22 protein-coding genes are annotated in these 19,504 nt (G+C 69.2%); 11 read left to right on the forward strand and 11 right to left on the reverse strand.

What is annotated here, in order from left to right:
- Positions 1-49: 49 nt before the first annotated feature.
- Together GV015_RS03635 and GV015_RS03640 are read left to right on the forward strand one after the other, a co-directional pair.
- Positions 50-685, forward strand: coding sequence for a TetR/AcrR family transcriptional regulator (locus tag GV015_RS03635; protein WP_159876630.1), 636 nt, complete (start codon positions 50-52; stop codon positions 683-685).
- A gap of 308 nt (positions 686-993) precedes the next feature.
- Positions 994-1,464 (forward strand): GNAT family N-acetyltransferase, encoded by a 471-nt coding sequence (locus GV015_RS03640; RefSeq protein ID WP_159876632.1) that lies wholly within the window; start codon positions 994-996, stop codon positions 1,462-1,464.
- Here GV015_RS03640 and GV015_RS03645 read toward each other — a convergent pair.
- Genes GV015_RS03645 through GV015_RS03660 form a run of 4 tightly spaced genes read right to left on the reverse strand, consistent with a single transcriptional unit; the run spans position 1,392 to position 3,791 of the window.
- Positions 1,392-2,219, reverse strand: a complete 828-nt coding sequence (locus tag GV015_RS03645; RefSeq protein WP_159876635.1) for a MerR family transcriptional regulator — start codon at positions 2,217-2,219, stop codon at positions 1,392-1,394. The genes GV015_RS03640 and GV015_RS03645 overlap by 73 nt on opposite strands.
- A 46-nt stretch (positions 2,220-2,265) precedes the next feature.
- The gene (locus GV015_RS03650) at positions 2,266-2,682 is read right to left on the reverse strand and encodes an SH3 domain-containing protein (protein ID WP_236555318.1); all 417 of its coding nucleotides are present in this window, start codon (positions 2,680-2,682) and stop codon (positions 2,266-2,268) included.
- Between the two features lie 29 nt (positions 2,683-2,711).
- The gene (locus GV015_RS03655; protein ID WP_159876637.1) at positions 2,712-3,149 is read right to left on the reverse strand and encodes a hypothetical protein; all 438 of its coding nucleotides are present in this window, start codon (positions 3,147-3,149) and stop codon (positions 2,712-2,714) included.
- A gap of 60 nt (positions 3,150-3,209) precedes the next feature.
- On the reverse strand, positions 3,210-3,791 hold the full coding sequence (locus GV015_RS03660; RefSeq protein WP_159876640.1) for a uracil-DNA glycosylase family protein: 582 nt from the start codon (positions 3,789-3,791) through the stop codon (positions 3,210-3,212).
- Between the two features lie 39 nt (positions 3,792-3,830).
- Here GV015_RS03660 and GV015_RS03665 point away from each other — a divergent pair, with 39 nt between their 5' ends.
- The 4 genes from GV015_RS03665 (at position 3,831) to GV015_RS03680 (ending at position 7,354) form a co-directional block, all read left to right on the forward strand.
- Positions 3,831-5,387, forward strand: coding sequence for a deoxyguanosinetriphosphate triphosphohydrolase family protein (locus GV015_RS03665; RefSeq protein ID WP_124767894.1), 1,557 nt, complete (start codon positions 3,831-3,833; stop codon positions 5,385-5,387).
- A gap of 142 nt (positions 5,388-5,529) precedes the next feature.
- On the forward strand, positions 5,530-5,862 hold the full coding sequence (locus GV015_RS03670; protein ID WP_079706140.1) for a hypothetical protein: 333 nt from the start codon (positions 5,530-5,532) through the stop codon (positions 5,860-5,862).
- A gap of 89 nt (positions 5,863-5,951) precedes the next feature.
- A complete protein-coding gene (locus tag GV015_RS03675; protein WP_159876643.1) occupies positions 5,952-6,323 on the forward strand; it encodes a hypothetical protein in 372 nt (123 codons plus the stop codon).
- A 77-nt stretch (positions 6,324-6,400) separates the two neighbouring features.
- A complete protein-coding gene (locus GV015_RS03680; RefSeq protein ID WP_159876645.1) occupies positions 6,401-7,354 on the forward strand; it encodes a helix-turn-helix transcriptional regulator in 954 nt (317 codons plus the stop codon).
- A gap of 16 nt (positions 7,355-7,370) precedes the next feature.
- Here GV015_RS03680 and GV015_RS03685 read toward each other — a convergent pair whose 3' ends face one another.
- From GV015_RS03685 to GV015_RS03710, 6 genes are all read right to left on the reverse strand, one after another.
- Positions 7,371-7,646 carry a hypothetical protein gene (locus tag GV015_RS03685; protein ID WP_124767897.1) on the reverse strand — a complete coding sequence of 92 codons (276 nt, stop codon included), beginning with the start codon at positions 7,644-7,646 and terminating at the stop codon, positions 7,371-7,373.
- Between the two features lie 143 nt (positions 7,647-7,789).
- A complete protein-coding gene (locus GV015_RS03690) occupies positions 7,790-9,478 on the reverse strand; it encodes an ABC-F family ATP-binding cassette domain-containing protein (protein WP_159876648.1) in 1,689 nt (562 codons plus the stop codon).
- 305 nt (positions 9,479-9,783) lie between these two features.
- On the reverse strand, positions 9,784-10,860 hold the full coding sequence (locus GV015_RS03695) for a phosphotransferase family protein (protein WP_159876650.1): 1,077 nt from the start codon (positions 10,858-10,860) through the stop codon (positions 9,784-9,786).
- Between the two features lie 51 nt (positions 10,861-10,911).
- Positions 10,912-11,553, reverse strand: a complete 642-nt coding sequence (locus tag GV015_RS03700; RefSeq protein WP_201299342.1) for a Fic family protein — start codon at positions 11,551-11,553, stop codon at positions 10,912-10,914.
- Complete coding sequence (locus GV015_RS03705) at positions 11,550-11,732, reverse strand: hypothetical protein (RefSeq protein WP_159876653.1); 183 nt, start codon at positions 11,730-11,732, stop codon at positions 11,550-11,552. The genes GV015_RS03700 and GV015_RS03705 overlap by 4 nt, the downstream gene beginning before the upstream one ends.
- Before the next feature lie 116 nt (positions 11,733-11,848).
- Positions 11,849-13,066 carry an MFS transporter gene (locus GV015_RS03710; RefSeq protein WP_159876656.1) on the reverse strand — a complete coding sequence of 406 codons (1,218 nt, stop codon included), beginning with the start codon at positions 13,064-13,066 and terminating at the stop codon, positions 11,849-11,851.
- A 174-nt stretch (positions 13,067-13,240) separates the two neighbouring features.
- Here GV015_RS03710 and GV015_RS03715 point away from each other — a divergent pair, with 174 nt between their 5' ends.
- The 4 genes from GV015_RS03715 to GV015_RS03730 all read left to right on the forward strand — a co-directional run bounded on the left by GV015_RS03715 (position 13,241) and on the right by GV015_RS03730 (position 17,006).
- Entirely contained in the window at positions 13,241-13,699 is a 459-nt protein-coding gene (locus GV015_RS03715; RefSeq protein WP_137242863.1) for a MarR family winged helix-turn-helix transcriptional regulator, read from the forward strand.
- 157 nt (positions 13,700-13,856) lie between these two features.
- Positions 13,857-14,822, forward strand: a complete 966-nt coding sequence (locus GV015_RS03720; protein WP_159876659.1) for a DMT family transporter — start codon at positions 13,857-13,859, stop codon at positions 14,820-14,822.
- 58 nt (positions 14,823-14,880) lie between these two features.
- Positions 14,881-15,681, forward strand: coding sequence for a carbon-nitrogen hydrolase family protein (locus tag GV015_RS03725; protein WP_159876661.1), 801 nt, complete (start codon positions 14,881-14,883; stop codon positions 15,679-15,681).
- Complete coding sequence (locus tag GV015_RS03730) at positions 15,678-17,006, forward strand: M20/M25/M40 family metallo-hydrolase (RefSeq protein ID WP_159876664.1); 1,329 nt, start codon at positions 15,678-15,680, stop codon at positions 17,004-17,006. Before GV015_RS03725 ends, GV015_RS03730 begins: the two co-directional genes overlap by 4 nt.
- 107 nt (positions 17,007-17,113) lie before the next feature.
- Here the strand turns inward: GV015_RS03730 and GV015_RS03735 are convergent, their stop codons facing one another.
- On the reverse strand, positions 17,114-17,830 hold the full coding sequence (locus GV015_RS03735) for an NUDIX domain-containing protein (protein ID WP_159876668.1): 717 nt from the start codon (positions 17,828-17,830) through the stop codon (positions 17,114-17,116).
- 189 nt (positions 17,831-18,019) lie between these two features.
- On the opposite strand from GV015_RS03735, the gene GV015_RS03740 reads away from it, so the two are divergent.
- Entirely contained in the window at positions 18,020-19,450 is a 1,431-nt protein-coding gene (locus GV015_RS03740) for a glycoside hydrolase family 30 beta sandwich domain-containing protein (RefSeq protein WP_159876671.1), read from the forward strand.
- Positions 19,451-19,504: the final 54 nt, after the last annotated feature.

The raw sequence follows: 19,504 nt of genomic DNA on the forward strand, positions 1-19,504 counted from the left end.
ATCCATTACCTACCGATAGTAACTTACTGAAAGTAGATAGGATCGGGGGATGGAAACCACCGCGGACGACAGCCTGAGGTCGACGCCGAAACGTCGCCTCTCGTGGGATGCGCGCCACTCGCAGTTGCTCGATGCGTTCCGCGACCTCATCCGCACGCAGGACCTCGCGGATGTCACCCTGGCGCGTGTGGCCGCGCACGCCGGCGTGACGAAGCCCGTGGCCTACGACCACTTCGGCGATCTGTCGGGGCTGTTCTCCGAGGCCTACCGAGCCTTCGAGTCCCACCAGCGAGACGTCCTGCTCCGGGCCCTCGAGAGCGCCCCGCGGGACCTCGATGCTGTAGCCGACCTGGTCGCCGAGGCCTACATCGAGTGTTGGGTCGCTGAGGGGTTGGAGCTTGCGGCCGTCGTGGCCGCTCTCCAGGGTTCGACGACCTTGAGTACCCTGCGGTCGGACGCGGAGCAGGCGTATCTCGAGATCTGTCGCGAGGCGCTGGAGCCTTGGACCGGACCCCTCGTGAGTGCATCGTTGGCAGCTGTCGTCGGTGCCGGGGACGCCCTCGCCCGAAGTGTCATGTCCGGGTCGCTCTCAACCGCCCAGGCCTCCTCGACACTCGCCGTGGTGGTTCGTGCCGTCGCGTCGGCGTCTGCCGTCCCCGATGCCACTCGAGACCGCAGGACCTGAGCGGCTGCTTCCTCAGCGTGGGGAGTCGGCGGGAGCGAGCGCGATGACGTGTTCGCCGACCCCCCGTTATGGTTGCTCCATGGCTCGCGCACCCTGGAATCGACCCGGCGAATCTCCACAGATACGACGGCTTCGCATCGTGATGTTCTGGACCGCCGTCGTCCTCGTCGTGGCATTCGTCGCCATCCTCGTGTACTTCGTCGTGCGATCGGCTGAAATCGCCGGTCTGTAAGGGCGGCCCGCGGGGATGGACGCTCACTGGCCCCCGGGCATGATGGCTTCGATGAGGCTGAAACTCGCGTCCACGGATGACTTCATCACGCTTCGTCGCCTGTTCGATGACCCTTCCTTCCACGGATGGGGCGGGACGGCTTTCCGACGAACTCATCCGCGCCAAGTACCTAGGGGCGCGACTGCCCGACGTCGAGTGCTATCTCGTCCTCGTCGAGGAGCAGGCGGTCGGGCTCGTCCAGCTGCACGTGGACGGGGCTGACTGCGCTGGGATCGACCTCATCTTGTCGCCCTCGGCGCGAGGTCAGGGGACCGGTCGACGGGTGGTCGATGCCATGGTGGCCCGCGCAAGGGAACGGAACATCGCTCGACTCACCGTCGACCCGGAGGTCGGGAACGAGCGCGGCGTCCGGTTCTGGCGAGCCGTCGGGTTCGAGCCGCGTCAGACGGTCACCGACCGCGCTGGACGAGCGCCCTATGTCGTGCTGTCGCGCAGCACCGAGGCGGCAGCGATCGGCTGCTGCAGTTCCGTGACCCAGTCGGACTGATCCTCCGACACCGCCCGAACGTAGAGCTCGCGGCACGGCCCCGCCGGCACGAAGCCCCGGGCGATGATCTCGGCGTGGATCGACTGCCAGCTCTCAGCGATCCGGTCCATCGACCCGAGATGGATGCCGCAGATCGCCAGGAGCTCTGCCGGCAGCTCGACGACCTCGAAGCCTTCGCGGGGCGCGCCGTTGTAGGCGTAGCCGACGACGACTTCGGTGCCGTCCTCGCTCGCGCTGTACTGCGCGATCGGCGTGGTCAGCGAACCGCTCTCGTCTCCGATGATGGACGCGACCGCGTCGAACGAGGGTCCGACGAAGTCCGCGATGTCCGGCTGGGAGGGGACGACGCCACGGCGGGCGGCCAGCCGAACGGCGGGCAGGGGCTTCTCGATGATCTCGATCTCTGACATGTGATGCTCTCTTTCGATGAGGTGGAGCCGCCGTTCCACATCGACGAGTCGTGCGGCCGCGACGCGATGCTCGCGTTCGACCTCGGCTCGACGCGCCTGCAACAACCGGGCGATGCGTGTGGCATCCACCCCTTGGTCGAGGATCAGGGCGACGTCCTCGAGACCGAAGCCGAGATGGCGAAGCGCCACGATCCGATGCAGTCGTTGCAACTGCGACGGATCATACGAGCGGTAGCCGCTGGACTCGTCCACATGGGCAGGCACGAGCAGACCTGCGGTGTCCCAATGCCGGAGCATCCGATGGGTCACCTGGCCGATCTGCGCGAACGCTCCGATGGACAACATGTCTCAGTTCTCCCTCCTCACACGGTGTCAGAGTCAAGCATCTCGATCACTCAACCGTGAGCACGCGGTGGGGAATCCACCCCTCGCGACCGTCGGCGTTCCGACACCAGGACCAGCCGCTTTCCGGATCATCCTCGACGACGTCGACGGTGTCGCCGGTGACCGCGGGCAGCTCGGTGGTGTCGTATCCGGCGCGGACGACACCCACCGACCCGTCGACGTCGAGATGGCGGGCGGGCACCCAACCCGTTCCGTGTGATGCCGTCACGAACACGAACGCGGGCCACTCTGTGTCCCGGTCCCCGACCTGAACGACGTCTCCGGGCCTCACCATCAACGGCGGGCGCTCGGGAATCTCATGATCAGCAATCAAGACGCACCGCACAGCGTCAATCCTCTCAGTGCGGTGCTTCGCCGCCGGGATACACGCCATGGAGCCACCGCCGGATGCGGCCTCGCGCACGAGCTCGGAGCGTCGGCGGAGGAGGGCTCCTAGTTCCCGCTGATGACGCTCACCGCTTGGAGGCCGATGACGATGGCGTTGATCGGTACGGCGATGATGAGCACGACGGCGGCGCCGATGACGGCGATGATCGAGTGACGAGGGGTTCGCTTGTGGACCCTCGCCTGCAGAATGAGCGTGACGATCGGCGGAGCGATCGCGATCACGGCGCCGAGGATGAAGCCACCGAGCATGCCGCCGCCGCTCAGCCGGTCCTCGGGCGGCCCGAACTCGCCCTGCAGGGCGAACGAGAGTTGGACGAACCAGCTCACGATCAGCAGCGCGAACAGGAGGAGCGTGATGCCGATCCCGGCCGCTCGCCCGCTGACCGGACCCTCCAGCTCCGCGGACTCGGCACCCGGATCCGGATGCGCCGGCGGTTGGACCGATTGGCGCAGGCCACCATCCGTGTTCGGTTCGTCGGTCACCGTGTGTCCTTCATCGATCGATCAGACGCCAGGGTCCCGTCGTCCTCATCAGCCTATTCGTCACGCCGTGAGCGCCGCCCGCACCTGTGCAGCCAGCAGCGGCACCGTCTCCTCCTGGAACCAGGGGTTCTTACTGCGCCAGCCGCGGGCGAGCGGCGACGGGTGCACGATCGGGAAGAGCGGGAGGTGGGTCTCTGCGGCCCGGACGTTCTCCGTCAGGGTGCGACCGGCCCGCGGTCCGAGGTAGGCGCGCTGGGCGTAGGCGCCGATGAGGATCGTCAGGCGCACCTCGGTCAGCTGCTCGAGCAGGGGCGGATGCCAGCGCGGTGCGAAGTCCCGGCGAGGCGGCAGGTCGCCGCTCGCCCCCTTGCCCGGGAAGTAGAAGTCCATCGGGACGATCGCGACGTTCGCCGGGTCGTAGAACTCCTCAGGTGTCACGCCCATCCAGGAGCGGAGGAGGACACCACTCGGGTCGTTCCAGGGGATGCCCGACTCCTGCGCCAGACGACCAGGCGCCTGACTGATGATGAGCACGCGGGCCTCCGGGGAGGCGACGAAGAGCGGTTTCCAGCCGAGCTCGTGGGCCCACTCGTTCGACTCGTGCGCGGCGACCTCGGCTCGGAGACGGTCGATCGGATGCATCCCTGCAGTCTCCCACCGCGAGCGCAATACAGTGAGGGGATGGACGACGACCAGCGGCGACGGCGCCTCATCCCCGAGCCGGTGGACCGGTTCGCGACCGGCGAGGAGTACCCCGAGTACCGGGTCGACCTCGAGCGCATCCGGTTCTCCCCGTACTTCGCGCGGTTGTCCGCGGTGACGCAGGTCGTCTCGCCCTCCGGCGTCGGTCAGGTCGTCCACAACCGGCTCACGCACTCGATCAAGGTGACCGCGGTCGCCCGTGCCATCGCGATGCAGCTCACCACGACGGATCCCGAGCAGAACGCCATCGTCGAGCGGCTCGGCGGGTGCGACCCGGTCGTGGTTCAGGCCGCCGCCTCCGCCCACGACCTCGGTCACCCACCGTTCGGCCACCTCGGCGAACAGGTCCTCGACCGCCTGGCACGTGAGCGGCTCGGCCTCGCGGAGGGCTTCGAGGGCAACGCGCAGTCGTTCCGCATCCTCTCCGCGCTCGATGTGTGCGAAACGGTGAAGGAGGGCCTCAATCTCACGGCCGCTTCCCGCGCCGCCGTGCTCAAGTACCCCTGGGGCCGCACCATCCACCGCCCCGACCTCGACCCGGCAGACCCCACCCGCATGCCTCGCGGGTCAACCGCCAGCCGCTGGGAGACCGCGCCGCCGAAGTTCTCCGCGTACACCCTCGATCTCGACGACATGCTCGACGCCCGCAGCGCGTTCACCGCGATCGCGCCCTGGCAGCAGACCGTCGAGTGCTCCGTGATGGATGTCGCCGACGACATCGCCTACTCCCTGCACGACCTCGACGACTTCTATCGGGCCGGCGTCCTGCAGCAGGCGGCGGTCGCGGTCGAGTTCCGCACCTTCCTCCGCGACCAGCACACCCTCGCCGCGCTCGACGCCGACGAACTCTGGAACCGCGCACCCGGCCACTCGCTCGAGCTGTTGCGCCGGCGGATCGTCTCACGCGACCCGTGGATCGCCAGCGACGAGCACTTCCGGGCGTCGGTCCAGCGGGTCGCGACCGAGCTCGTCGAAGGACTCCTCGCCGTGCCCTTCGACGGTTCCAGCCGAACCGAACGCGCCATCGAATCGTTCGTGTCGTCTTGGATCGGTCGCCTCCAGCGCTCCGTCCTCGTCGTCGAGGAGCCGAACGTGCGCTCCGGCCACGTGTCGCTCCTCCCCGAGGCGTGGCACGACGTCACGGTGCTGAAGTTCGTCCACACCCGGTTCGTCATCGACCGGCCGGACTTCGCCACCTACCAGCGCGGCCAGTCGCGGGTGCTCGACGTGCTCGTCACCGAACTGGACAGCTGGCTCGACGACCCCCGTGACGGCCCGCGCGCCCCGCAGAAGCTCCTCGACTTCGTCGAACTCGCCACCGACGGCTACTTCCGACTCCGGGCGGACAACCCCGACTGGCTCCCGGCAGACCCCGAGTCCGACAGTGGCCGCCCGCAGAGCGACCCACGCGCCCTGGGGCGCCTCGGTCGGGCGCGCGGCATCCTCGACTACGTCGCTTCGCTGACCGACGAACAGGCGACGGCGCTCGCCGCCCGACTGCGCGGTGACCGCGAGGCCTGGGCCTTCGGCAGCTGAGTGCAGCCTGAACGCCGAACCGGTTCCGAGCGATACCCGACGCATTTCGGATAGGTCAGAGCGGGAGATCGCTAGAACATCTAGCGTTGTCAACGGCGCCGGGAACCAGCCCGGAACCGAAACAGAACGGATGGCGCGCCTCATGGGAAACCTCCTCTACGGAACCCCTCCGACCCCGCACGAGATCGAAGACCGACTGCTCGCTCACCTGCAGACGGTCATCTTCACGAAGTTCCGCCGCAACGAGAGCTTCGCCTTCCACCTCGAAGCCGTTCCCGGCCGTGGGACCGGACGTCAGTCGCTCTGGCTGAACCCGATGATCCCCCTCCAGTTCTCGTTCTACGGCAGCCGTGCCCCCGAGCTCAACCGTGAGTGGTTGGCCGCGCTCCTCGAGCAGGCCAACAGTGCCAAGGGCATGCGCGTCGTCCCCGAGCCGGCAGCCGGCGCCGCGAAGCGCGTCGAGTCCGCAGCGTAGATCCGAACGGTCGGCGACAACTGACCGACCATCGTCTCGACGCGCTCCGGCCGTCGGACGTCTCTGAAACACCAGTTGGGGGTGCCACCGTGACCACCGGTCTCCAGAGCGCGCCCGACTTCCTCGACCTGGACGACGCGCGAGCCTCACGTCGCCTGATCGACCGCACGGACATCGTGTTCCAGACCTCGCACGCCAGCTTGGACGCGGAGGGCGGGCTGTCCCTCAGTCGGACGTCCCTCAGCCTCGACGTCGACGGCGACACCGTCCGGGTTCCGGCGAATCACATCGTCGCCTGGTCGCTCCGTACCGAAGGCGGCCTCATCGTGGTGACCGTCTGGTCCGAGCGCCCGACCGCCGTCCACGAGACCACGGTCCTCCCGCGGTTCGCCCGCATGGCGTCGTCCGCGCTCACCGAGGTCCTGGGTGCGGAACACGGCTTCCTGCAAGGGACCGCCTGACATCGAGTGGTCTGCTCGGGCCGGAAACGACCCGCTTCGGGATGACAGCCGGGCTTCGCCGTGAGATTCTATGAGCGATGAGCGAAGAGACGGGACCCGCGGAGCGGTCCGAGGTCGCAGGCCGCGACGTCGATGAGGCTCGCGATCTGTTCGCCGGCGCGTACAACGCCGGCTCGATGATCATCGAACCCACCGAATCGGCGTTCACCTTCCGGTACACCGCGATCGGCGACGACGAGCTGACCCTGCGCGCCACCCAGTTCACCGGACGCGTCACCGGAACGGTGCTCACCGAGGGTGAGTACATCGTCTCGTGGCTGACGGCGGGCAGTGGGGCCACCGACCTCGCCGGCGCACCGATGCAGCTCGTGCACGGGCAGCCGGCGATGTTCGCGAACGACCGACTCGCCGAGTTCGACTTCACCGACTACCGGCAGAACCTCATGCACTTCGACGGCGGGTTCCTGGAGCGCGTGGCGGCCGAAGTGGAGGGGACGAGCGGGCCGATCCTCTTCGACACGACGGCCCGCCCGACGGGTGAACAGCTCCGTCGCTGGGCCGCCTCGGTGACGACCGTCGCCAGGGTCATCTACGACGACACCAGTCCTGCCGTCCTCCGCGCCGAGGCGAACCGGTCGGCGGCGATCGCGCTCCTCGAGACGTTCCCGCATACGGCCCTGCACGCGCCGGTGGAGATCGGCCTGCCGGACGCCGGGAAGACCCGCGCGGCCATCGAATTCATGATCGCCAACGCGCACCTCCCGATCCGTACTGAGGATGTGGCCGCAGCCGTCGGGATGAGCCAGCGCAGCCTCCAGAGCGCGTTCCGTCGGGAGCACGACATCACCGCGATCGACTACCTGCGACGGGTCAGACTCGACCGGGTGCAAGAGGAACTGCAGAAGGCCGACCCCGGGCTGGCCACGGTCGCGGAGGTCGCCAGCCGGTGGGGGTTCGCGCACCTCGGGCGGTTCTCCGCCTCGTACACCAACCGCTTCGGCGAGTATCCGAGCACGACGCTCGGCTCCTAGCCGCCGGCCGTTCGGCTCAGAAGTCGCCGAACTCGTCGTACTCGTCGAGACCCGACAGCTTCTCCGTCTCGATGGCGGGAACGATCTCCAGCGCCCGGTTCGCGAAGGATTCCACGGTCACCTGCAGGCCCGGGCTGACCAGGACGTCCAGGTTGCGATCTGCGGAGAGCGGGACGTGGACGAAGCGACCACCGGCTTGGACGGCGGACTCGATCTCGCTCATCAGTGCCGAGATGTCGACACCCGACTCGATGTCGTACGAAACGCGGCCGATGGCGATGCTGTACTGCATGACCATCACCTCCGGGATCGGGTTGTTGCTGCAAGCGTATGGAACGCGCCTGTGGATCACGGTGGGTTGACCAAGGTCGCCACACGTGCAGGGGGGCGTCGCCTCAGTCGTCCTCCTGGACGGTGACACTGCGGCGACACCCGCTATCGCGCGCGGTCGACGCGGGTCTCCTCCCAGACGGGCTCGTCGGAGGCCTGCACCCGGCCGTCGGAGCCGAAGACGAGGAAGCGGTCGAAGCCGCGCGCGAACCAGCGGTCGTGGGTGACCGCGATCACGGTGCCCTCGAAACCCGCCAGACCCTGCTCGAGCGCCTCCGCCGAGACGAGGTCGAGGTTGTCGGTCGGCTCGTCGAGCAGGAGCAGCGTGGCACCGGAGAGTTCGAGTAGGAGGATCTGCAGGCGCGCCTGCTGTCCGCCCGAGAGGGATGCGAACGGCTGCTCGGCCGCGCCCGCCAGACCGTAGCGGTCGAGCACGCGGCTGGCGGCCTCGCGGGGGAGCCCCGACCGGTGCTCGTCGCCGCGGTGCAGGATGTCCAGCAGGGTCCGGCCGACGAGTTCGGGGTGCCGGTGCGACTGTGCGAACCACCCCGGCTGCACGCGCGCGCCGAGCTTGGCGTCGCCGTCGTGCTCGACCGGGACGAGCGCGTCGCCCGCTGCGGCGAGGTGTCCGGCGCCCGGATCGGGATCCGTCCCACCGCCGGCGAGCAGCCGGAGGAAGTGCGACTTGCCCGATCCGTTCGAACCGAGGACGCCGATGCGCTCGCCGAACCAGATCTCCGCGTCGAACGGCTGCATGAGGCCGGTCAGTTCCAGCCCCGTGCAGACGATCGCGCGGCGGCCCGTGCGTGCGCCGCGGAGGCGCATCGTGACCTGCTGGTCCTTCGGTCGCTCCTCAGGTGGACCGGCGTCCTCGAACTTGGCGAGTCGGGTCTGCGCGGCGCGGTAGCGGGAGGCCATGGAGTCGTTGAACTTGGCCTGCTCGCGCAGACGCAGCACGAGTGCGCGCAGCTTCACGCGGTCCTCGTCCCAGCGCCGGCGGAGTTCGTCGAGTCGGTCGAGTCGGGCGTCGCGGGCCTCGTGGTAGCTGCGGAAGCTCGCGCCATGGGTCCACGTCGTACTGCCGGCCGCGCCGACCTCGAGCGTGATGATGCGGGTCGCCGCCTGTGCCAGGAGCTCGCGGTCGTGCGAGACGAGGAGGACCGTCTTGCGGGTTTCGGCGAGCATCCCCTCGAGCCAGCGCTTCGTCGGGACGTCGAGGGAGTTGTCGGGCTCGTCGAGGAGGAGGACCTGCTCAGGGCCGCGGAACAGGGCCTCCAGGACGAGCCGCTTCTGCTCGCCGCCGGACAGCGTGCCGAGCGTCCGCCACTGCGCGCGGTCGTAGGGCACCCCGAGTGCCGCCTCGCAGCAGCTGTCCCAGAGCACCTCCTGGTCGTACCCGCCGGCGTCGGCGTACTCGGCGAGCGTCGTCGCGTAGGCCATCTGGGTCGCCTCGACGTCGTCCTCCATGAGGGCGAGCTCGGCGCGGTCGACCGCCTCTGCCGCGGCACGGACCCGCGGAGGCGCGACCTGGACGAGGAGGTCACGGACCGTCCGGTCATCGTCACCGCGACCGACGAACTGGTCCATCACGCCGAGGCCGCCGTCGATGGAGACGACCCCGGAGTCGGGCTGGAGCTCGCCGCGGATGATCCGCAGCAGCGTCGTCTTGCCGGCGCCGTTCGCTCCGATGAGCGCGGCGATCGCCCCTTCGCCGACGCGGAACGAGACCTCGTCCAGCAGGGTCCGTCCGTCGCTCAGCGTGTAGCTGAGGTCGCTGACGTCGATGTAGCCCATGGTGCGCACTCCCCAGGGAGCCGATCGCTCCCGAACGGGCCCGCGCTGGTTCGCGCCGGGCCGCCCACCGCCTGGCGAGCCGACCAGTCTAGCCGCGCCGGTCCGGCCGCGCGCAACTGCCGCTGCGCACGACTCCCGGTCACTGAGCTTGCCCTTTCACCGAGCCCGACCCCGGTCACTGAGCCCCCACCCCGGTCACTGAGCTTGTCGAAGTGCCCCGACCGCCCTTCGACAAGCTCAGGGACCGGAGGAGGTCAGCTCAGGGACCGGAGGAGGTCAGCTCAGGGACCGGAGAGTCGCGCGGCTCAGGCGAGCAAGGCCGCGATGTCACCGATCCACGTGCGCACCGACGCGTCGTGTTCGTCGAACCAGCCGCCCTCGTAGCCACGCGGGACACCTTCGACCACCATGACGAGCGCGAGGTACAGCGACCACAGGCGCGCGCGGGTCCGGGCGTCCTCATCGGGCAGGAGCTCGCGGCCGGACGTCTCGCGGTAGGCGCGGAGGAGTTCCGAGTCGGCGGCGACCGTCTCCGGCACGTCAGTGAAGAGCGCCAGGGAGACGAGGTCGGCGGTGGGGTCGGCCCAGTGCCCGCGCTCATGGTCGATGACGCCGGTCAGTTGGGCGGCCTCCGCCCCGTGTTCGGGCATGACGAGGAGGTTGCCCTCCCAGAGGTCGAAGTGGACGAGCGTCGGCTCCGTCACGCTGTCGAAGGCCGGCAGCGCGGTGTCGATCAGGTGTCGGATCTCGTCCGCCGCGACCGGGAGGTCGACCTCGAACCGCAGGGCATCGGCGAGGACGGCCTCCATGACGAGCCGGTAGGCGTTCGCGGCACTGGCCGCCTGAAGCTCCGGGCGGAAGGGGTAGCCGAATCGGTTCTCCTCGGCGAGGCCGGTCGCCGGATCGGTGGACGCGGCCTCCGCCGGGATGTCGACGTCGTCTGGTTCCACGTGGAACGGCGTGCGACCCGCCTCGTGCAGACGGGCGAGCGTGCGGCCGAGGACGTCGCGGGCGAGGGGGACGGTCTCGGTGCTGTTCGCCGGTCGGCCGGTGAGCTCGGTCATCACGAGGGCGTCGCGTCCGTCGAGCGTCGCCTCGAAGACGATCTCCGGCTGCGGCACCTCCGCACGGCCGAGGATGCGGAGGGCGAGCGCCTCGGTCGCCATGAGGGACCGCTCGTAGGTGAGGCCGGCCGCGTCCGCGGGGGAGAGCTTCACGATGACGCGCTCGCCGCCGTCGAGTTCGACCGCTGCGACCTCGTTCGCCGTGCCCGCTCCGAGCATCGTGATGGTCGGGCTGCCGGGCTGCATCGCCGGTCGCTCGGCCGCCCAGTGCTCGGCGACCGCGATCATGGTGTCACTGGGGCGAGGGGTTCGGCTCATCCGCCCACGGTAGTCGACGGTGTGGCGCTCCCGCTCCCGCTGCCCGTCGGCTCAGGAGATCGGTTCGCAGGTGAGAATCCGCGTGAAGATCGCAACGAGCTTCGAGTCGTCGCCATTGTTTCTCGCCGCATGACAGGCCGCGTGCAAGTCCTCGCGCTCGACCCGACCCCACTCGAGACCGCGCCCCGACTCAGCGAGCAGCTGCGCGAAGAACTCGCGTTGCGTTCGGCCGTTCCCTTCACGAAACGGATGCGCGAAGTTCATGTAGTCGTAGAGATAGGCGACTTCGGCGGCGAGGTGATCGTCGGTGACTCCGCGGAGGAGGTCCGAATCCGCTATCCGTTGAGCCGCGTGGGCTACGGGGCGGCCGATCTCCGCCGGAGGCATGAAGGACTCGCCACCATCTCGCGCAAGTCCGACGGTGCGAAGTTCACCGGCCCATTCGTAGACGTCTTGGAAGAGCTGGCGATGCAGTGCTTGCACGTGGCTGAGGTCGTAGGTCCGTTTCACGAGCGTCGGATCGGCGCGGAGTTCGGCGAGGCGATACTCGACGAGGTCGTCCTCGGCGGCTTGGAGCTGTTCCGCGTCGACGATCCCCAGCGTGTTTCGGAGGACCCCTGAGTCAGGCCCCCATAAGTAACCGAGCCAACGAGATGCTGCATCCCCCAGCTCCCAGGGACGCTCGATGGTCAATCGAGACCGTAGCGCGAACGCACCCGTTGGCCGAGCTGCGCGATGTCGATCTCGCCTCGGACGTAGGCATCCTGGTCAGCCCGCGTCGCGGGGGTGCTCTGTGATCCCTCGAGCTCTGAGGATCGGCGAGCGTCTTCGATCGCCCGCTGCCGTCGGTCCTGTGCAGTGTCCAAAGTCATAGCGTCGTCCTCCTGACGCCAGTGTAATCGGGCGTCCCTCGAGCGATGCCACCGTCTCTGGGTGGCTGCGGTGTCGATGCGATTCGTCCACAACTCCCGCTGGAGTCGCGCGCGGCTCACACGGGGCGCGGGACCTCCTGGCGGGCGGCGTCGGTGGGCTCATCCTGCAGGAGTTGTGGACCACGGCGCGAGCGCTTCGCGGCGGTGGCCGCACCGATGATGACGATCAGGCCGAGCAGGGTGATGGCCGCACCGGCCCAGATCGGCGAGGTGTAGCCGAGTCCCGCGGTGATGGTCACACCGCCGAGCCAGGCGCCGAGCGCGTTGCCGAGGTTGAACGCGGCGATGTTCGCTCCCGAGGCGAGCGTGGGAGCAGCCGACGCGTACCGCATCACCCGCATCTGCAGGCCCGGCACGGTCGCGAATCCGAAGCCGCCCATGAGGACGAGGGCGATCACCGTGGCGACGGGCGACTGAGCGGTCGCGGCGAAGGCGACCAGGATCACGGTCAGCACCGCGATGACGACGATGAGCGTCCGGTCGATGTTCCGGTCTGCCGCCTTGCCGCCCACGATGTTGCCGACCAGGAGTCCGACGCCGAAGAGGATGAGCAGCCACGGCACCGTGGTCGAGGCGAAGCCGCTGACCTCCGTGAGTGTGTACGCGATGTAGGTGAACGCGCCGAACATGCCGCCGTAGCCGAGGACCGTCACAGCGATCGAGAGCCAGACCTGGCCGGAACGGAACGCGCGCAGCTCGGCGAGGAGCGATGCCGGGGCTTCGTCGCGCTTCGGCTTCGGCACGAGTGTCAGGATGCCGATGAAGGCGACGACCCCGATCACCGTGATGGCCCAGAAGGTCGAGCGCCAGCCGAAGTGCTGGCCGAGCAGCGTGCCGAACGGGACGCCGAGCACGTTCGCCGCGGTGAGGCCGGTGAACATGATCGCGATCGCGCCGGCCTGTTTGTGGGCGGGGACCATCGCCGCCGCCAGGACCGAGCCGATACCGAAGAACGCTCCGTGGCTGAGGGCGGCGAGGATGCGGCCGGCGAGCATGATCTGGTAGTCGCCGGCGAGTGCGGAGACGAGGTTGCCGACGATGAAGAGCACCATCAGTGCCAGCAGGACGGGCTTCTTCGGCAGTCGGGTGACCGCCGCGGTGAGGGCGAGCGCCCCGACGACGACGGCCAGGGCGTAGCCGGAGATGAGCCAGCCGGCTGCGGCCTCCGAGACGCCGAAGTCGGCCGCCACCTCGGGCAACAGCCCCATGATGACGAACTCCGTGAGGCCGATGCCGAAGCCGCCGAGGGCGAGGGCGATGAGACCGAGTGGCATGACGATTCCTGCGATTCCTGGGGGTCGTGGGGAGAGTGCTGGTGGCTTGCAGCCGGGACGCGTACGCTGATAGTTGCAGACGCGCGATAGATATCGTTGCACGCGCTAGGTAATAGCGCAAGCAATTATGTGCGCCTGCAATCAATTGATCGATGTTCGAACCGAGGAGTCCCGATGGGCATCGCCGACGACGCTGTTGAGATCCGCGCGCAGGGGTGGCGGACGCTCGCCGCCCTGTACGGATCGATCGAGTCCGATCTGGAACGCGCGCTGCAGGCCGAGGCCCGGCTCTCCGTGGTCGAGTACACCGTGCTCGACGCCCTGGGGCGCCAGGACGGCTGGCACATGCGCATGCAGCAGCTCGCCCGTGCGACGGCCCTGTCGCCGAGCGCCACCACCCGGCTCGTCAACCGCCTCGAGGACCGCGCGCTCCTCACCCGCGTCTTGTGCGCCGACGATCGCCGAGGGGTCTACACCGAGCTCACGGCGGCCGGGAAGGCGCTGCTCGAGGAGGCCCGACCGGTGCACGATCGCGCCCTCGAGGAGTCGCTCACCACCGCGGAGTCGCTCCCGGAACTCGCACCGCTCGTGGAGGCGATCCACCGGCTGGAGCCCGTCGCCACCACCGTCTGACCGACCGGACCGTTCTCAGGAGAACTCCGGCGCGTCGCCCGGGGAGCAGGGCGGCGTGCCAGAGGAGTCCTGAGACAAGGACGTCCGGGTCGCGGAACGGTGCACGCGCGCGTCGGTGGGTGATGCCAAGCTGAGTCGTCCGACTCGAGGGAGCACGATGAGCACCGCAGCACCGAACACCCGTGTCACCGCGCTCGTCGCACCAGGGTCCCGCAGGGTGCTGGGCGCCTATCTCGGCGCTGCGCTCATCTGGGGCGCCAGCTTCCTCTTCATGAAGACCGGCCTGACCGGGCTCGCTCCGGCGCAGGTCGCCCTGTCCCGCGTGGTGCTCGGTGCCCTGACGCTCTGCATCATCATGCTCGTCACCCGACGCCGCTGGCCGCGAGAGCGTCGGCTCTGGGCGCACCTCGCCGTCGTCTCCGTCTTCCTCTGCGTCGCCCCGTTCCTCCTCTTCTCCTGGGCGGGACAGTTCCTGCCGTCCGGCCTGTCGAGCATCCTCAACGCGACCACGCCGATCATGACGCTCGCCGTCGGCGCCGTGTTCCTCCCGAAGGAACGGCTGAACGGCCTGCAGGTGTTCGGCATCTTCGTCGGTGCCCTCGGCGTCGCGATCGTCGTCGGCCCCTGGCGCGTCCTGGCCGACCCGGCGATCCTCGAGTCCATCCCGGCTCAGCTCGCCTGCCTCGGAGCGACCCTCTGCTACGGCATTGCCTTCGTCTACCTCCGGAAGTTCGTCCTCGGCACCCACAGCTACGACGCGGTGGTCATCTCGGCCGTGGAGATCTCGCTCGCCGCCGTCATCATGCTCGTGCTCTCGCCGTTCATCGCGATGCAGCCGGTGTCGCTCGACGCCCCGGTCGTCCTCAGCATGCTCGCCCTGGGAGCGCTCGGTACCGGCGTCGCCTACATCTGGATGACGACGATCGTCGACTCCTGGGGCCCGACGGCGGCGTCCACCGTCACGTACCTCACGCCCCTCGTCGGTGTCGTCCTCGGCATCCTCGTGCTCGGTGAGATCCTGCACTGGAACGAGCCGGTCGGCGGCGTGATCGTCGTGCTCGGCATCCTCGTGAGCCAGGGCCGGCTCCGGCTCCGGCGGCGTACGCCCCCACTCTCGGCATAGGGTGGCTGGACGGCCGCGCGCTGACGGTCGCGGCCCTTCCCACGGAACGAGGTTTCACATGCGCATCGCATCCGGGCAGTTCTCCGCCGGAACGGACATCGACGAGAACCTCGCCAGCGTGGTCGCCCTGCTCGGTGAGGCCGCGGCGGGAGGTGCCGAGCTGCTCGTGCTGCCCGAGATGAGCAGCTACGCCACCTCAGAACCGCCGAGCGCGCTCGCCGCGATCGCTCAGCCACTCGACGGCCCTTTCATCACGGGCGTCGCCGCCGCAGCCGCTGCGCGCTCCCTCCCGACGGTCGTCGGCACCATCGAGGAGAACCCCGGCGGGTTGCCCTACAACACGCTCGTGGCGATCGACGCCGAGGGGGACATCACCGCGACGTACCGGAAGGTGCACCTCTACGACGCCTTCGGGTACGCGGAGAGCGACGGCATCTCGGCCGGCGAGCTCACCGAACCGTTCGTCCTCGAGTTCGGCGACCTCCGCATCGGTGCCTTCACCTGCTACGACCTCCGCTTCCCGGAGAGCGCTCGGCGTCTCATCGACGCCGGCGCCAACGTCATCCTGCTGCCCGCGATGTGGATCGTCGGCCCCGGCAAGGAGGACGCCTGGACGACCCTCGTGCGCGCCCGGGCGATCGAGAACACCGCCTACGTCGTGAGCGCCAACCAGACCTGCCCGCTCGCCACCGGCAACTCGATCATCGTCGACCCCGCCGGCGTCGTCATCGCCGCCGCCGGCGAAGCACCAGGGGTGGTGTTCGCCGAGCTCGATCCGGCGCGACTCGACGCGGTCCGTGCGCGGGTGCCCTCGCTCGCCAACCGCCGGTTCACCGTGGTCCCACGGACCGCCGAATGAGCGTGGGCGAGCGCGTGAGCGACCCGGTCGGTGTCTCGGAGGTCGTCTCCATCACGCGCGACCTCATCCGGATCGACACCTCGAACTACGGCGGCGGGCGTGCCGTCGGCGAGTCCCGCGCGGCCGACCTCGTCGAACGCCTGCTCGGCGAGGTCGGGATCGTGTGCGAGCGCTTCGAGGCCGAGCCCGGCAGGACGAACCTCGTCGCGCGGTGGCCAGGTCGCGACCGCACCCTGCCCGGTCTGCTGCTGCACGGGCACCTCGACGTCGTCCCGGTCGACGCGGCCGCATGGACGGTCGACCCGTTCGGCGGCGAGATCGCCGACGGCATGCTGTGGGGCCGCGGTGCCGTCGACATGAAGAACATGGTGGCGATGATCGTCGCGTCGGTCCGGCGCATGGTGACGGCGGGGGAGCAGCCCGAGCGAGACGTCGTCCTGGCGTTCTTCGCCGATGAGGAGGCCGGGTGCGTCCTCGGCTCGCAGTGGATGGTTGAGCACCACCCGGAGCAGTTCGCCGGCGTCCGCGACGCGATCAGCGAGGGCGGCGGGTACAGCGTCACCCTCGGCGAACGAGCCGACACCCGCGCCTACCTGCTCAACACCGGCGAGAAGGGCGTGCTCTGGTTGCGACTGACCGCCCACGGTGCCGCCGGTCACGCCTCGCTCGCGAGTCAGGATTCGGCGATCGTCAAGCTCGCCGCCGCGGTCGGCCGGATCGGCGCGCTCGACTGGCCGGTGTCGTTCACCGAGACCACGACGCACCTGTTCCAGCGGCTGCGCGAACTGACCGGAGCGTCCTCCGAGCTGTCGCCGTTCGAACTCGCCGCGCTCGTCGGCCCGAGTGCGTCGCGGCTGCGCGCCGGCCTGCAGAACGTGGCGAACGTCACCATGATCTCCGGCGGGTACAAGGAGAACGTGATCCCCGAGTCCGCGACCGCGACGGTCGACGCCCGGTTCCTGCCCGGCCAGCGGGACGAGGTCATCGCGCGCATCCGCGAGGCGGCGGGCGAGGGGGTCGACGTCGAGGTCCAGCTGGAACTCATCGCGATGGAGTCGCCGAACGACGGTGAGCTCGTCTCGGTGATCGAAGCGGTCATCGAGCGGCACGATCCCGGTGCGACCGTGCTCCCGCACCTCATCCCCGGCGGCACCGACGCGAAGGCGCTCAGCCGGCTCGGCATCACGGGGTACGGGTTCATCCCGCTCAGGTTGCCGGCGGACTTCGACTTCCCCGGGATGTTCCACGGCGTCGACGAACGTGTGCCACTCGACGCGCTCGACTTCGGCTGCGCGGTGCTCACGGACATCATCCGCTCCGTCTGACGGGCAGAGGACCGGGGGCCGACCGGTGTTCGGGTTCGCCGATCGGCCACCCGGAGACGGGTGGCACGGTGTTCAGGCGAGCTCGGGGTCCGCGAGTCTCGGCGGTACTAGCGTGCGGGTGGTGCAGGCGGCACGGGCGTCGGTGCCGTCGCGAACGGGCCGGAGAGCCTCGCCCACTGCAGCAACATGATGGTCTTCGCGTCGATGATGTCGTCGCCGATGCGCGCGATCGCGTCGTCGATGTCGAGTTCGAGGAGTTCGATCTCCTCGCCCTCCTCGGCGAGCCCGCCCCAGTCGCCGCGACGCGCAGCGGGGTCGTACTCGGCCGCGTAGAAGTGCAGGCGCTCGGTCACGGAGCCGGGGCTCATGAAGGCGTCGAACACATGCTGGATGGCCTCGACCGCGAACCCGGTCTCCTCGCGGGCCTCACGGGCGACCGCCGTCTCAGGATCGTCGTCGTCGAGCAGGCCGGCGGCGGTCTCGATGAGCTCGCCGGTCGGGTGTCCGTTGACGTACGCCGGGTAGCGGAACTGCCTGGTGAGCAGGACCTTCCGGGAGTCACCGTGGTAGAGCAGGATGGTCGCGCCGTTGCCGCGGTCGTAGGTCTCGCGCTGCTGCGTCGACCATGCGCCTGAGCGGTCCTGGACCTGTAGGGTCGTCCGGCGGAGGACGTGCCAGGCGGCGGCGACCAGTTCCACGTCGGTCACCTGGACGCGCGGGTTGCCGGTGAGGTCGAGGCCGGTCCGGTGCAGGCCGGTGCGCCCGCGGGCGTCGGGGAGGTCTGCTCCGGGCTGTGGTTCCCGGACCGTCGTGGAATCGGCCATCCATCGAGTGTACGACCGCCCGCGAACGGCATACCAGCGGGGTGTCCCGTGTGCGCCGCTCGGGTGAGCCCTGCTGTGCGCCGCGTCCGATGGTGAATGACGACTGCTCTTCGGTTTTCGCGGGTTCTGCAACATACTGGTGGGAGCACCGGTCGCGGTCCACGGAGGACCCCCGTCGAAAGGCACTCGATGACGAGCAGCAGTCCCGCCACCAGCGGCCCCGCCACCAGCGGAGGCACCACGCCTTCAGCGCGGTCGGTCACCTGGGTCGTGACCACCCAGGACGCACCCTGGCAGGAGCAGGAGCCGTTCGGGTTCGGACGACTCGCGGGGATGCCGAACGTCATGGTCGACGTGATGAACCCCCGGCAGACCGTCGACGGCATCGGCGGGTGCTTCAACGAACTCGGCTGGACGGCGCTCGGGCTCCTCTCTGAGGAGCACCGCGAGGGCATCCTTGCCGACCTCTTCACGCCGGGCGCTGGACTGAACCTCTCGCTCTGCCGCATGCCCGTCGGCGCCAACGACTTCTCCACCGACTGGTACTCCTACGACGAGGTCGACGGCGACTTCGACCTCGAGCACTTCAGCATCGACCACGATCGCGCGACGCTCGTCCCCTTCATCCAGGCGGCGCAGCGATACCAGGGCGACCTGCGCCTCTGGGCGTCGCCGTGGAGCCCGCCCACCTGGATGAAGACGAACGGGCACTACGCGGCCGCGCGCCCCTGGCCGGGGTCCGGCGTCGACAACGGCATCCGCGACGATCAACTCGGTGCCGAGGGGACCGATCTCTTCATCCTCGAAGACCGCTACCTCGAGACCTACGCCCGGTACTTCGCCCGCTTCGTCGAGGCCTACGGCGAGGAGGGCATCCGGGTCGAGATGATCATGCCGCAGAACGAGTTCAACTCGGCGCAGGTGTTCCCGAGCTGCGTGTGGACCGCCGAGGGGCTCGCGCGGTTCATCGCCGTCCTCGGCCCGGAGATGGACCGTCTGGGAGTCCGGGTCTTCCTCGGCACGCAGGAGCGGCCGCACGACGCGCAGATCGAGACCGTGCTCCGGGATCCGGCGGCCGGCCCGTGGGTCGCCGGAGTCGGATTCCAGTGGGCCGGCAAGGGAGCGATCGCCGCCGTGCATCACGCCCACCCCGACCTCGCGCTCTACCAGACCGAGCAGGAGTGCGGCGACGGACGGAACGACTGGCGTTTCGTGCGGCACACCTGGGGACTCATGCGCCACTTCTTCACGAACGGCGCGCAGGCCTACACGTACTGGAACCTCGCGCTCACCGAGGGCGGGGTCAGCCGCTGGGGCTGGGCGCAGAACTCGCTCGTCGTGGTGGATCCCGAGACCCGGACCTTCCGTTACACGCACGAGTACTTCCTCATGCGGCACCTGGGGCACTTCCTGCAGCCGGGGGCACAGCGGCTCGCGACGATGAGCTGGACCGGGCACGAGAACCTGCTCGCCTTCCGCAACCCGGACGGCGGCGTCGTGCTCGTGATGCAGAACGACCTCGGCGAACCGCTCCCCGTGCAGATCGTGGTGGGCGACGACGTCATCACGCCGACCCTGCCGGCAGACTCCTTCGCGACGCTCGTCATCCCGCCCGCCTGACCGTCGGTGCCGGAGCCACCCCTTGTGGGCGGTCGCCTCTGCGGCCTAGCCTCT

It is taken from the genome of Plantibacter sp. T3 (assembly GCF_902506515.1).
Taxonomy (GTDB): Bacteria; Actinomycetota; Actinomycetes; order Actinomycetales; family Microbacteriaceae; genus Plantibacter; species Plantibacter auratus.

What these genes read in the sequence shown, in the direction of transcription:
- GV015_RS03635 (WP_159876630.1), top strand. Translation starts at nt 50, where the DNA reads ATGGAAACCACCGCGGACGACAGCCTGAGGTCGACGCCGAAACGTCGC.
- GV015_RS03640 (WP_159876632.1), top strand. Translation starts at nt 994, where the DNA reads ATGACTTCATCACGCTTCGTCGCCTGTTCGATGACCCTTCCTTCCACG.
- GV015_RS03645 (WP_159876635.1), bottom strand. Translation starts at nt 2,219, where the DNA reads ATGTTGTCCATCGGAGCGTTCGCGCAGATCGGCCAGGTGACCCATCGG.
- GV015_RS03660 (WP_159876640.1), bottom strand. Translation starts at nt 3,791, where the DNA reads ATGCATCCGATCGACCGTCTCCGAGCCGAGGTCGCCGCGCACGAGTCG.
- GV015_RS03665 (WP_124767894.1), top strand. Translation starts at nt 3,831, where the DNA reads ATGGACGACGACCAGCGGCGACGGCGCCTCATCCCCGAGCCGGTGGAC.
- GV015_RS03670 (WP_079706140.1), top strand. Translation starts at nt 5,530, where the DNA reads ATGGGAAACCTCCTCTACGGAACCCCTCCGACCCCGCACGAGATCGAA.
- GV015_RS03680 (WP_159876645.1), top strand. Translation starts at nt 6,401, where the DNA reads ATGAGCGAAGAGACGGGACCCGCGGAGCGGTCCGAGGTCGCAGGCCGC.
- GV015_RS03685 (WP_124767897.1), bottom strand. Translation starts at nt 7,646, where the DNA reads ATGCAGTACAGCATCGCCATCGGCCGCGTTTCGTACGACATCGAGTCG.
- GV015_RS03690 (WP_159876648.1), bottom strand. Translation starts at nt 9,478, where the DNA reads ATGGGCTACATCGACGTCAGCGACCTCAGCTACACGCTGAGCGACGGA.
- GV015_RS03695 (WP_159876650.1), bottom strand. Translation starts at nt 10,860, where the DNA reads ATGAGCCGAACCCCTCGCCCCAGTGACACCATGATCGCGGTCGCCGAG.
- GV015_RS03705 (WP_159876653.1), bottom strand. Translation starts at nt 11,732, where the DNA reads ATGACTTTGGACACTGCACAGGACCGACGGCAGCGGGCGATCGAAGAC.
- GV015_RS03710 (WP_159876656.1), bottom strand. Translation starts at nt 13,066, where the DNA reads ATGCCACTCGGTCTCATCGCCCTCGCCCTCGGCGGCTTCGGCATCGGC.
- GV015_RS03715 (WP_137242863.1), top strand. Translation starts at nt 13,241, where the DNA reads ATGGGCATCGCCGACGACGCTGTTGAGATCCGCGCGCAGGGGTGGCGG.
- GV015_RS03720 (WP_159876659.1), top strand. Translation starts at nt 13,857, where the DNA reads ATGAGCACCGCAGCACCGAACACCCGTGTCACCGCGCTCGTCGCACCA.
- GV015_RS03725 (WP_159876661.1), top strand. Translation starts at nt 14,881, where the DNA reads ATGCGCATCGCATCCGGGCAGTTCTCCGCCGGAACGGACATCGACGAG.
- GV015_RS03730 (WP_159876664.1), top strand. Translation starts at nt 15,678, where the DNA reads ATGAGCGTGGGCGAGCGCGTGAGCGACCCGGTCGGTGTCTCGGAGGTC.
- GV015_RS03735 (WP_159876668.1), bottom strand. Translation starts at nt 17,830, where the DNA reads ATGGCCGATTCCACGACGGTCCGGGAACCACAGCCCGGAGCAGACCTC.
- GV015_RS03740 (WP_159876671.1), top strand. Translation starts at nt 18,020, where the DNA reads ATGACGAGCAGCAGTCCCGCCACCAGCGGCCCCGCCACCAGCGGAGGC.